Annotated in this window: 7 protein-coding genes; 3 read left to right on the top strand and 4 right to left on the bottom strand. The window is 39.3% G+C overall.

All coding sequences use genetic code 11. The features are described from left to right. Positions 1-18 precede the first annotated feature (18 nt). Positions 19-981: a tyrosine-type recombinase/integrase gene (locus EJL91_RS22800; RefSeq protein WP_125144276.1), complete on the bottom strand. Its 963-nt coding sequence runs from the start codon at positions 979-981 to the stop codon at positions 19-21. Between the two features lie 411 nt (positions 982-1,392). Here EJL91_RS22800 and EJL91_RS22795 point away from each other — a divergent pair, with 411 nt between their 5' ends. Next, a complete protein-coding gene (locus tag EJL91_RS22795; RefSeq protein ID WP_125144275.1) occupies positions 1,393-3,015 on the top strand; it encodes a PspC-like choline-binding domain-containing protein in 1,623 nt (540 codons plus the stop codon). 180 nt (positions 3,016-3,195) lie between these two features. Here the strand turns inward: EJL91_RS22795 and EJL91_RS22790 are convergent, their stop codons facing one another. Further along, a complete protein-coding gene (locus EJL91_RS22790; RefSeq protein WP_125144274.1) occupies positions 3,196-4,791 on the bottom strand; it encodes an N-acetylmuramoyl-L-alanine amidase family protein in 1,596 nt (531 codons plus the stop codon). A gap of 90 nt (positions 4,792-4,881) precedes the next feature. Then, positions 4,882-6,471 carry a PspC-like choline-binding domain-containing protein gene (locus tag EJL91_RS22785; RefSeq protein ID WP_125144273.1) on the bottom strand — a complete coding sequence of 530 codons (1,590 nt, stop codon included), beginning with the start codon at positions 6,469-6,471 and terminating at the stop codon, positions 4,882-4,884. A 326-nt stretch (positions 6,472-6,797) separates the two neighbouring features. On the opposite strand from EJL91_RS22785, the gene EJL91_RS22780 reads away from it, so the two are divergent. Further along, a complete protein-coding gene (locus EJL91_RS22780; RefSeq protein WP_125144272.1) occupies positions 6,798-8,201 on the top strand; it encodes an AAA family ATPase in 1,404 nt (467 codons plus the stop codon). A 304-nt stretch (positions 8,202-8,505) separates the two neighbouring features. Next, entirely contained in the window at positions 8,506-10,155 is a 1,650-nt protein-coding gene (locus tag EJL91_RS22775) for a PspC-like choline-binding domain-containing protein (protein ID WP_125144271.1), read from the top strand. A gap of 349 nt (positions 10,156-10,504) precedes the next feature. Here EJL91_RS22775 and EJL91_RS22770 read toward each other — a convergent pair whose 3' ends face one another. Then, positions 10,505-12,121 carry a PspC-like choline-binding domain-containing protein gene (locus tag EJL91_RS22770; protein ID WP_125144270.1) on the bottom strand — a complete coding sequence of 539 codons (1,617 nt, stop codon included), beginning with the start codon at positions 12,119-12,121 and terminating at the stop codon, positions 10,505-10,507. Positions 12,122-12,448 lie beyond the last annotated feature (327 nt).

The raw sequence follows: 12,448 nt of genomic DNA, 5'->3' as shown, positions 1-12,448 counted from the left end.
CTTATGTACTTTCAGCTGTTACCAGTCGACAACCTTGTTTATAATTTCATATTGTTCGCTGCTGGAGCGCCGAAGATAAATTCTTGTAGTCTCCAGATTTTTATGCCCTAACAGATCGGAGAGCAGAGAGATGTCCCCGCACTTCTCAATAAAGCTTTTTGCAAAACGGTGACGGAAAGAATGAGGATGAACCACTTCTGGGTTCATCCCGTAGGCGATGGCCATATTTTTAAGCTGTCCCCGGATACCGCCGGGGGTAATGGGGTTTCCATATCGGTTTAAGAAGACGAAACCGTGATTCTGTTTCAGCGTTTTCAGCCAGGTTATGGCATCTTTCTGCAATGCTTTCGGAACATAGATGCGCCGGACCTTATTTCCTTTTGAGTAAATATCCTTGTATCCGGAAAAAATATCCTCAGCTTCGAATTGAATCACCTCGCTGACTCGTGCTCCGGTTGCAGCCATAAAGCGGATGATAAAATAATACAGATATTTATGATCACGCAGCAGACAGTTTTTAAGATACTCGTAGTCGGCCTCGCTGATGACGTTATCGAGATAATTCTTATGCTGAATGCGTACCATCGGAATTTTTCCGGGATTGAGATTTCTGAATTCTATATAGGAATTCATTGCACGAATCCGCAGATTAACGGTCTGAGGTTTATAATGTTCCAGAAGAAATACCTTATATAATTTCAGATTTGAGTATGTAATATCATGATAGAGTGCAAAAAATTGCCGCAGGGCGTAAACATATACATGAATTGTGTTGAGTGACATATTCTGCGTTGAGAGATAGTGACGGTAATCTTCTATATTTAAAGCATGGCTTACGGCGGCCTGTTTCGCATATTCCCTTCTCTCCTCCTCAGAGGATAAATCGGAATAAAGAATTCCTGAAGTCTGCTCAGGCGCTTCATCACCGAAAGTATGAAAGCCGCCGGCGGACGACGTCTGGAATGCTGATAGATAGTTCATAGGGGAAGCTCCTTTCATAAGTTGTATTTTAATGTCATAGGAATCCAGGGAGTTGCAAGAAAGGATGACATGCCAAATAAACAGAATGCATCATTTCTGATTTCGGCAGGAACAGAATTTCTGCATAAATATTCTATAATTCACCCCAAATAGTATACCCCATTCTCTTTTTCTTGAAATTCAATGCTCAAAAATCTTATATTACTATATCATCGTATTGAATGAGAATCAATGAAAATTAACTTAATAATACAAGTAAATCTATTTAAAATTAAAATAGTAAGACAAAATGGGGCGTTATGATATCCTTAACTTGCGATAATTTTCCTTATCCGAAGTATAATGACCTCGTAATGCAATTAGGAAATTTCGAGAAATAGTTCAAAAAGAAAAAAGGAGAGTGCATTAATTATGAGAAAGCAGACTAAATTAGTTGCAGTTCTTTCTGCAGCAGCTTTACTCGCTATGGGTGCTTCCATGACATCTTTCGCCGCTGGTTGGGAAAAAGATGACGCTGGAATCTGGCACTATTATGATGGCGATGATGAGATGGTAACAGGCGAATGGGCCAAACACGGTGGAAAGTGGTTTTACTTAGACGATGAAGGCGGAATGCTGACAGATTCTTGGGTTGACGACGAGTACTATGTTGGTAATGATGGCGCTATGCTGATCAATTCCTGGAAAAAGACCTTAGCTGATGACGAGCAGGATGATCCGGAAGATGATGGTGAGCATTGGTACTACTTTGGTAGCAAAGGTAAAAAAGTTACTGATACTACAAAAAAAATCGGCGGAAAGACATATCTTTTTAATGAAGATGGAGAAATGCAATACGGCTGGCAGTATGACAGCACGAACAATGAAGGCTATTACTATGGAACAGAAGATGAAGGCTGGAGAATTGAATCTCAGTGGTTATGGCTTGAAAAATCCGGCTTAGTAGACGATGATGACGAAGAGCAGGAAGCTATTCTTGGTTGTAGTGATGCTGACGGCGAGATGTGTGATGACGAAGGATGGTACTGGTTCCAGTCCTCCGGTAAAGTTATGCATAAAGCAAGTAAACAGAAAATCAATGGAAAATGGTATATGTTCAATGACCACGGCCAGATGATGTATGAATGGATTAATGCAAATGCGGCTGTTAAAGTTGGTTCCAATGCTCAGCTTGACGGAGTAACCGGTAATGCCAAGACAGCATCTGCTTCCGATATGGTGTACTACAACGTAGTAGAAGAAGGATGGAGAGGCGATGGCTGGTATGAACTGGATGGTTCTGAAGACGTTGGTACCGATAGCGATACCGATTGGTACTACATTGATGACGGCAAAGTAACTGCTGCTACCAAGGAGTCAAAATATTTCGCCACAACAGACGGAGACACCAATGCTGTATACGTAATGAGAAAGAAGATTAAAGAATCCGGTAATAAATATTTTGCATTTAATGAAAAGGGCCAGATGCTTGACGGTCTTCAGTTTGCAAAAGATGATGGTGGTTTCTTCTATTTTGCATCAAATGGTTATCAGCAGACAGGTAAAGTAACGTCTGTAGAGTGTGACGATGATGATTACACATTCTATTTCACAACAACTAACGGGAAGAATGGTCTTGGCTACACAGGTGAGAAAGATGGCTATCTGTATTTCAACGGTAAGAGACTGGAAGCAGAGGATGACTACAGATTCTACTATGTAGACGGCAAAATCTACCTTGTAAATACAAAGGGCAAGATCCAGAAATCAACTTCTTCTAAGAAGTATGATGACATCGAGAATGCAACTTATTCTGGTAAAGATGATGTTTATGTTACTACAAACAAGTCTGGCGTAGTTTCCTCTATTAAAGTGGGCACTGCTACAGCAATTGAATCTGATACGTTAATTGCTAATCTTAAGACAGATATGGGTGCATCTACATTTAATGCAGTTGATTATGACGCTAGTGTATCTGTTCCATCTATTCAGCTTTATGACAAAGTATATACTTATAATCTTTTGAGCGGTGTGATTAAAGAGACTTGGAATTAATTATGTATCAAGAATAGTATAATTAAGGCGGCGGTGACTAACCGCCGCCTTTTCACATCATTATGCATACTGTTCTGCGCACTGCAATTCTGTCGGTAATGTGTACTGACTGATACTCTTCAATTAAATGGTAAATGCTCCAGTTCATCAGTTTTTTACCCATTGTTTATCATCGTTCTATTAGTCTATCAAAATCCCATTCGAATCCACTATTTTACCATCCGGAGCTGTATAATTAACAGCCATAACCCCGTTATCTAAAAAATACCGCCAATTACCAGCCTGATCCTGTGCCCATCCCGTAGCCATAGAACCATCCTGTAGCAGCAAATGCCATTCCTGATTTACAAGTATCAGGCCCGTAGCCATGGAACCATCTGGATTCAACAGATACCATTTTCCGTCTACTAAAGTCCATCCCGTTCTCATAATACCATCTTGTCCCAGATAATACCATTTTTTATCTGTCCATTGAAGCCAATCAGTAACGGGTTGATTATTAGCATTCATGTAGTATCTGAATCCATTTATTAAAATCCATCCCTTATCATCCACTGTTGCAATCGTTGTACGCGCCGTTTGAGCCGGCCCTACGACTGTTGAACTTCCCGCCGGACCAGATGAACCTCCTGAACCCCCCGAGCCACCTGAGCCGCCTGAACCACCCGAGCCGCCTGAGCCGCCTGAACCGTGTGAGGAACTCGAGCGATAGGTGATATGATATACCAGAGGAAGCGGACTCATATTGCCTCCTGCAAGATAACCTAATTCACCATTATATCCATCATCGTATGCAATCACTAAATCAGTGAATACGTTGTATTTATCAATCACATGTCCATCTGATATGGCCTCATTCCTTAATTCCAAGAAACTTTCCTGTTTCATTTTAATGGGAATTGTAATCCAACCTTCATTCGATATATTCATAGGTATTTTGGTAGAACCGTCTGTAAATGTGAACCACCCATCAGGATTTATTTGAACTTCGGCAATTGAAGCATTCTCAGTTCCAGCTAAAGGTTTGAAATAATGTTTAATAGAAAATTCAGGTATAACAGATTGGTTTAAATTGACTTCACCTATATTTACATATTTACCATTAATAACAGGCCCACTATAATATTGGGGATATTCCGCACTATAATGAGTATAAAAACCGTCTGCTCCATATAAAATAGATAGTTTTTTTAATATGTCATTTCCAGATTTTATTTGGAGATAAAATTTACTGTTACTTCCGTTTGGAAGATCCGTTTTATCCCCAATATTTTTATCCACAAAGGAAACTGAAAAGCTGACAGGTGTGTCGGGACCCAGGCTCGTATTTCCAATTGCCTGTACCCTGATTCTTTCTCTGTCCGCATTGATAACAGGAGAAAGGGCTATTGAAATATTACCAATAGACGAACCATTATTCTGCCGAACAGTTACAATGATTGGGTCAGGTATAATGACTTCATTGGTACTGGAATTGCGATCCAGATAAAAGGTAATACTGTCTGATTCAGTTCCATCCACTTCAACTGTGACCTGTTCACCCAGTGATTTATCTTCTGGAAGATCTGAACCATTATAATCTTCCGTATTATTATCCGGTAAAGAGTCATAAATGCTGTCGGGTGAAGATTTTTGCCATCCTGAAGGCATATTAAAATTAAAATCCATAATACTACTGCTCTCTGTTGTAATAGTTCCCCCAAGGGCAGTTACCGGACCTGTCAGAACCAAAACGGCAGTTAAGACTACAGCAATGATTGAATCAGTCTTTTGCATATTTCCCTCCTTATATTTGTATTCCAAGAATGAGTTAAAACTTATTTGTAAAAAATCCCCCCAACTATAAATAGTTGAGGGGAAAAATAATTATTTGCTTACACTTACTTCTGTAGTACTTCTGGATGAAGTAGATGTAGTAACTTCGCTTGTTGCGATTTCAACTTCTGTATCATCAGAAATTGCTTTACCATCAATTATTCCATCAGCTTTAGCAACATAGTTGTGGTCATACAGAGCGATGTGTGGAAGAGTTACTTTCATAATTCCGCTGTTGTATGGTTTCTTGTGGTCTTTATCTGTATAAAGTCCCATTACCTGATCACCATCAAAGTCTACATATAAATCGTCAGCATTGCCTTCGATATCGTATTTCTTAGACTCGGATTTCTGGATCTTACCGGAAGTATTTACAAGGTAAGTCTTATCCTCATATGCGTAGATTCTGTATTCATCATCTGCTTCAAGACGTTTTCCGTTCCAGTATAAGTAGCTGGATTTATCACCAGTCCAACCTTTACCGTTTCCACCGTTCTTGGTGCTGAAGTAGAATGTAAATGTATCATCGTCATCTTCTACGTTAGAAACTTTACCTGTCTTCATATAGCCATTGTCGTCGAAGTAGTAGAAACCATCATCCAGCTTCTGTAAACCTGTCTGCATACGGCCGTACTGATCGAAACAGAAGTACTTGTTGTTGCTTGCTTTAATCTTGAATTTCTCTCTGTATACTGCATCACCGTCGCCATCTGTTGTGATGTAGTCTTCTGCTTTCTTAGCTTCGCCCTTGTCGAAGAAATACCAGTCGGTATCATTATCTGTATTGGTATCCTGAGAACCATCGATTTCGTACCAACCATCAGCTCTCCAGCCTTCTTCTACCTGATTGAGGTAAAGCATATCACTTGGAGATGCTCCGGAGTTGTTGCCATCGAGAACTGCGTTTAAGTTAGCTCCTGAGCCTACGCTCACCTTAGAGTTATTAATCCACTCATACAGCATCTGGCCATGCTCGTTGAAGTAGTAATATTTTCCGTTTACTTTCTTCTTTTTAGCATCTTTGTACATCTTACCATTGCTTCCGAAGTAGTACCAGCCTTCTTCATCACAAGGATCAGTCTCGTCGTCGTTGCATCCGCCGATTTCATCGTCCTCGTCCGGTTTTTCAAGCCATAACCACTGGCTGTCTGTTCTCCAGCCTTCGTCTTCTCCGCCTAAATAGAAGATGTCTTCGTTTTCATCTTCGTACCAGCCGTCTTCCATCTTGCCGTCGGAATCGAAGTAGTATGTTCTGCCATTAATTTTCTTGGAATCAGAAGTGGTTTTCTTACCCTTGCTGCCAAAGTAATACCAGGAATCACCATCGTCTTCCGGATCTTCTACGTCATCATCAGCAGTAGTCTTAATCCACTGATTGATTAACATAGCACCGTCATTTCCAACATAGTACTCGTCGTCAACCCATGAATCTGTCAGCATTTCGCCTTCGTCATCCAGATAGAACCACTTTCCACCGTCCTTCTTCCATTCTCCAGTTACCATCTCATCATCACTATCATAGTAGTGCCAAATCCCAGCGTCATCTTTTTCCCAACCAGCGGCGAAAGATGTCATGGAAGCACCCATAGCGAGTAAAGCTGCTGCAGAAAGAACTGCAACTAATTTAGTCTGCTTTCTCATAATTAATGCACTCTCCTTTTTTCTTTTTGAACTATTTCTCGAAATTTCCTAATTGCATTACGAGGTCATTATACTTCGGATAAGGAAAATTAAGCTGTGTTGCTTTTTAGAAAAAATTCACACAATGTATATTAAAATTTGGTATAAAAACGTGTTTTATTATTCAAAACTTTAATCATTTATGCAAACAACATGTCCCGCTTTTTATCAATGAAGAACAAAATAAAGAATAAGACTTGACAATGTGCTTAATAATATATAATAATTAAATTACTAATCCACAGATTAGTAATTTAATTATTAGTGAATTTTTGGGAGGTGATTTAATGTTCGTTGGAAGACGCAGAGAGTTAAAAAAACTAGATACAATGTATGCCAGCAATAAATTCGAATTTGCGGTTATTTATGGAAGAAGGCGCGTAGGAAAAACTACGCTGATTAATGAATTTTGCCGTGATAAAAAAACAATCTTTTTTGTGGCATCGGAAGCGACACCACAAGAAAATTTAAAACAGTTTTCTAAAGTAATTTTTCAAACACTCTTACCCGGTAGTCCAACCCCAGCGTTTGGAAGTTACGAAGAACTTTTTAGTTATATTGATGGAATTTGCCAGGATGAACGCCTAATACTTGTGATCGATGAGTTCCCGTATCTTGCAACCAGTTATAAAGCAGTATCTTCTCTTTTGCAGGCCCATATAGATCATCAGTGGCAAACCAGTAAGTTGTTCTTAATTTTATGTGGATCTTCTATGAGCTTTATGGAGCATCAGGTTTTGGGTTATAAAAGCCCTCTTTATGGAAGACGTACCGTACAGTTTAAAATTCATCCATTTACTTTTTTTGAATCAAAAGATATGTGTTCCTCATTCACAAGTGAGGAACAGGCTATCATTTATGGAATTACTGGTGGAATTCCAGAGTATATTAGTCGTATTCAACCTCACAGAAGCCTGGATGAGAATATAATAGAATTATTTTTCGAAGAGAGTGGACGTTTATATGAAGAACCTTCAAACCTTCTAAAACAGGAGCTCAGAGATCCCTCTACTTATAATTCTGTTATTAGCGCTATTGCAGGTGGCGCCAGTAAGATGAATGAAATTGCGACAAAAGCAGGTATCGAGACAGGTGCAGCCAGTAATCTGCTTCAATCTCTTATTGAACTGGGTATAGTGAGAAAAGAAGTGCCGATTACTGAAAAAGAAACCAGCCGTAAGACCATTTACTTGCTGGAGGATCAAATGTTCCGCTTCTGGTACCGTTTTGTCGGACCAAATATAAGCAGTATCGTTCGTGGAATAGGCGAAGCCGTATATTTAAAACAGGTAAAACCACATTTAAATCACTATATGGGACTTGTTTTCGAGGAAATCTGTATGCAGTATTTATACTTACCGCGGATAATATCGGAAGCGCCATTCTTATACAGTAAAGCAGGACGATGGTGGGGGAATAACCCGATTGAAAAACGTCAGGAAGAAATTGATATTGTTGCTTTAAATGACGATAATATTCTTTTTGGCGAGTGTAAATGGCAAAATGCTCCTGTTGGCATGGATGTGTTAAAGGATTTAATAAAACAGGGAGACTTGTTCCACTCGGAAAATAAATGGTTTTATGTTTTTTCTAAAGATAGCTTTACAGAAGAATGTGAGAAATATGTAAAAAATAAATCTAATTTCTCCCTTATCACTTTTCAACAAATGATAGAAAACAAGAACTTATAAAAAAATCCACTTGATAGATTCTCAGGCTACAAAATTGTCGCTCTTAAAATTCTATCAAGTGGATTTTTTTGCCTAATATTTGTTAATTCGTATCAATGCGTTAATAGATTGACCATAGATATGTTTGTATTAATATTCTGCTTTTTACGTATAAATACACATCATTAAGTTACTGTATTTAACTGCCTAAGATATTTTTAGGTACTTATCCTAATTTTCCTTATCCGAAGTATAATGACCTCGTAATGCAATTAGGAAATTTCGAGAAATAGTTCAAAAAGAAAAAAAGGAGAGTGCATTAATTATGAGAAAGCAGACTAAATTAGTTGCAGTTCTTTCTGCAGCAGCTTTACTCGCTATGGGTGCTTCCATGACATCTTTCGCCGCTGGTTGGGAAAAAGATGATGCTGGGATTTGGCACTACTATGATAGTGATGATGAGATGGTAACCGATGAGTGGCAGAAGGACGGCGGAAAGTGGTTCTATCTGGATGATGACGGTGAGATGCTGACAGACAGCTGGGTTGATGATGAATACTATGTCGGAGAAGATGGTGCTATGTTGATTAATACATGGCTTAAGGCTTTCGCTGATGAAGATCAGGATGATCCGGATGATGACGGTGAACATTGGTATTACTTTGGAAGCAAAGGTAAAAAAACTATTGACGGAACCAAAAAAATCAATGGCAGAACTTACTACTTCAATGAAGATGGTGAGATGCAGCATGGCTGGCAGGAAATCGATGACGAGGGCTACTACTTCGGCGGTGAAGACGAAGGATGGAGAGTCGAGAACCAGTGGTTATGGCTTGAGAAATCCGGTCTGTTAGATGATGATGATGTAGATGACGGCCAGGAGAAAGTCTTCGACTGCACCGATGACAGAGATGAAATGTGTGATGAAGAAGGATGGTATTGGTTCCAGTCCTCCGGTAAATTGTATCATGGTGAAGCTAAGAAGAAAGTTAATGGAAAATACTATATGTTCAATGACCATGGTCAGATGCTGTATGAATGGATTAATGGTACAGCAAAGACTGTAGGTTCCAATGCACAGCTTGATGGTTCTTCTGCAGGTGCAAGTGCTTCCGATATGCTCTATTACAATGTAGTAGAGGAAGGCTGGAGAGGCGACGGCTGGTATGAAATTGACGGTTCCGAAGATATGGGTAATGACAGTGATACAGACTGGTACTATATTGACGACGGCAAGATTACACATGCCGGAGCTAGCGATAAGATCGCTGATATTCTTGACGATGACAACAATCCTATTTTCGTCATGAGGAAGAAAATCAAAGAAAGCGGCAATAAATATTTTGCATTTAATGAAGACGGACAGATGCAGGATGGTTTACAGTATATTGAAGCTGACGACGGATTCTTCTATTTTGATGAAAACGGCTACATGAAGACCGGAAAAGTTTCTGATGTAGAGTGTGAAGATGATGATTACAACTTCTATTTTACAACTACAAATGGTAAGAACGGCCTTGGCTACACAGGTGAAAAAGACGGTTACCTTTACTTTAACGGTAAGAGACTGGAAGCAGATGATGATTACAGAATTTACTATGTTGATGGCAATTTCTACCTTGTAAATACAAAAGGTAAAATTCAGAAGGCAACTGGCAGCAACGGCAAGAAATACGATGACATTGAGAACGGATTCTATAATCGCTACGATGATGTTGTAGTTAAGACAAACAGCAAAGGCGCTATTCAGTCAATCACAGTTGAGGATGTTTCAGATGATACTGCTGAAGATTTACGAGCTGATTTAGCTCAGGATCTTATCGCGGGTATAGATGTTACAGATAATGATAATTGGTGTTCCGTACCGTTTATCGCCCTGTATGATGACAATGTATATACTTATTCAGCAAAGGATACAGGAAGAGTCGATGCAGATGGAAATAAACTCTATACTATTTCTGAAGGATGGCAGTAATAAAATTTGTCTGATATATTAACAAAGTGAAAATCTAATAGGGAGTAAACCGCTCCCCATCAAGTAGACAATTAAAAAAATAAAACTTTTCTGCCAGTAGGTGCTACCTGCTGGCAGTTTTTATTTCACTTGTCTACCTAGAAGGGAGCATATCAGATTCAGTAATAGCTTGAGAAACTCCCTCTTTTATACCTTTATAAATAATTCATTTTAGCATATTATCAATTGTATAAAAACCTCCTCGGTTTTATTTCTCCTAATGCAAATTAGAATCAGGCGGTGGATGAAGCCACCGCCTGATCATTATTTAATCATAGAATTTTGAAACATATTACATAGAGAAATATTATTATTTTGTCGGATCGTTAACTCCAAGCCAACCTTCGGTAGGTGTAGCATCTGCCTTGATTTCAGTATATGTGTAAAGATCATCATCATATAACTGGATAAATGGAACGGACACGATCATGTCATCAGTTACACTGGTGTATTCGCCATTAATATCCTCAATCATCATTTTGATAAGTTCTTCAGAACTATACTCTGTCTTATCGTTTAGTTTGATAGACTGAACTTTCTTTCCGCTGATATTAACTTCTACATCATCTTCAGCAATACCCTTGTTTTCGATATCGTATTTCTTGCTGCTCTTTTGAACTTTACCCTTAGTATTTACAAGGTAAATGTCACCACCGTAGTAGTACAGTCTGTAGTCATCATCTGCATCAAGTCTCTTTCCGTTGAAGTACAGATAATCATCCTTTAAGCCCTTGTACCCCTGACCGTTCTTACCATTCTTTGTATTGAAGTAGAATGTGTAATCATCATCATCACACTCAACGCTTGTTACACGGCCTGTCTTCTGATAGCCGTTTTCGTCGAAATAATAGAAACCATTGTCAGCGCTGCAGTACTGTAAGCCATCCTGCATTTGACCTTTTTCATTGAATGCGAAGTATTTTCCGTTAATTTTCATTCTCTGAACAAAGACTTGTTTGTGGTCCTCATCGTATGTTGCGAAATCTTTATTACCACCATCAGCGTATTTAATCTCGCCGTCATCTACATAGTACCAGTCTGTATCGCCGTCTGTACCAACGTCTTCAGAACCATCCATCTGATACCATCCGTCTGATCTCCAGCCTTCTTCAACTGCGTTGTAGTATCTCATATCCTGAACTTTTGCAGATCCTGCACTTGCAACACCGTCAAGCTGAGCATTAGAACTTACAGTCTTAGCAGTACCATTGATCCACTCATACAGCATCTGGCCGTGATTGTTGAACATATAGTATTTGCCGTTGATTTTCTTCTTGTTTACGCCTGTGTAAACTTTACCTGAGGACTGGAAGTAGTACCATCCTTCATCATCACAGTCGTCATCTTCGCTACAGCCAAGAACTACTTCAAGATTGTCATCATCATCTACGTCGTCTTCGTCGAGACCTGATTTCTCAAGCCATAACCACTGGCTCTCAGCTCTCCAACCCTGGTCTTCATCACCTAAGTAGAAAGCGTCGTCGCCGTCCTGATGCCATCCTGTTAACATTTCACCATCTTCGTTGAAGTAGTATGTTTTGCCGTTGATTTTTTTGGAATCATCAGTAACCTTTTTGCCTTTGTTTCCAAAGTAGTACCAATGTTCCCCGCCATCATCGGGATCATCCTCTTCGTCATCTGGCATTGCCTTAATCCAGGAATTTACCAGCATACGGCCTTCACTGTTTACATAATAGTCGTCGTCGATCCACGTGTCAGTAGCCATCTCGCCGTCTTCATCAAGATAGAACCAGTAAGCACCATCCTTCTTCCACTCATCGGTTACCATCTCATCATCGCTGTCATAATAGTGCCAGATTCCAGCATCATCTTTTTCCCAACCAGCGGCGAAAGATGTCATGGAAGCACCCATAGCGAGTAAAGCTGCTGCAGAAAGAACTGCAACTAATTTAGTCTGCTTTCTCATAATTAATGCACTCTCCTTTTTTTCTTTTTGAACTATTTCTCGAAATTTCCTAATTGCATTACGAGGTCATTATACTTCGGATAAGGAAAATTATAGAGATGAAGAAAATCAGAAAAAGAAGAAGAGAGTTCTTGTCTGCCGAACTAACTATTTATGCATAGAAACAATCGGACACATGCTCCACAGACTATAATTACCGTTCTTACCGCTCAATAAAACGGCAGAATCAGGATATTCACATAGATCCCAATTCTGCCGTTAGCCGATTACTTATATAAACACCATCAATACGTTCAATTTGAGCTTAAACCATAATCCTGCGATATC

The sequence above is a fragment of the Clostridium transplantifaecale genome (assembly GCF_900626075.1).
Classification (GTDB): domain Bacteria; phylum Bacillota; class Clostridia; order Lachnospirales; family Lachnospiraceae; genus Otoolea; species Otoolea transplantifaecalis.
Note: the sequence above shows the minus strand (reverse complement) of the source record. Positions and strands in the feature narration are given on the sequence as shown.

Bases quoted from the DNA above. Each gene is read 5' to 3' on its own strand.
- EJL91_RS22800 (WP_125144276.1), bottom strand. From the start codon at position 981: ATGAACTATCTATCAGCATTCCAGACGTCGTCCGCCGGCGGCTTTCAT.
- EJL91_RS22795 (WP_125144275.1), top strand. From the start codon at position 1,393: ATGAGAAAGCAGACTAAATTAGTTGCAGTTCTTTCTGCAGCAGCTTTA.
- EJL91_RS22790 (WP_125144274.1), bottom strand. From the start codon at position 4,791: ATGCAAAAGACTGATTCAATCATTGCTGTAGTCTTAACTGCCGTTTTG.
- EJL91_RS22785 (WP_125144273.1), bottom strand. From the start codon at position 6,471: ATGAGAAAGCAGACTAAATTAGTTGCAGTTCTTTCTGCAGCAGCTTTA.
- EJL91_RS22780 (WP_125144272.1), top strand. From the start codon at position 6,798: ATGTTCGTTGGAAGACGCAGAGAGTTAAAAAAACTAGATACAATGTAT.
- EJL91_RS22775 (WP_125144271.1), top strand. From the start codon at position 8,506: ATGAGAAAGCAGACTAAATTAGTTGCAGTTCTTTCTGCAGCAGCTTTA.
- EJL91_RS22770 (WP_125144270.1), bottom strand. From the start codon at position 12,121: ATGAGAAAGCAGACTAAATTAGTTGCAGTTCTTTCTGCAGCAGCTTTA.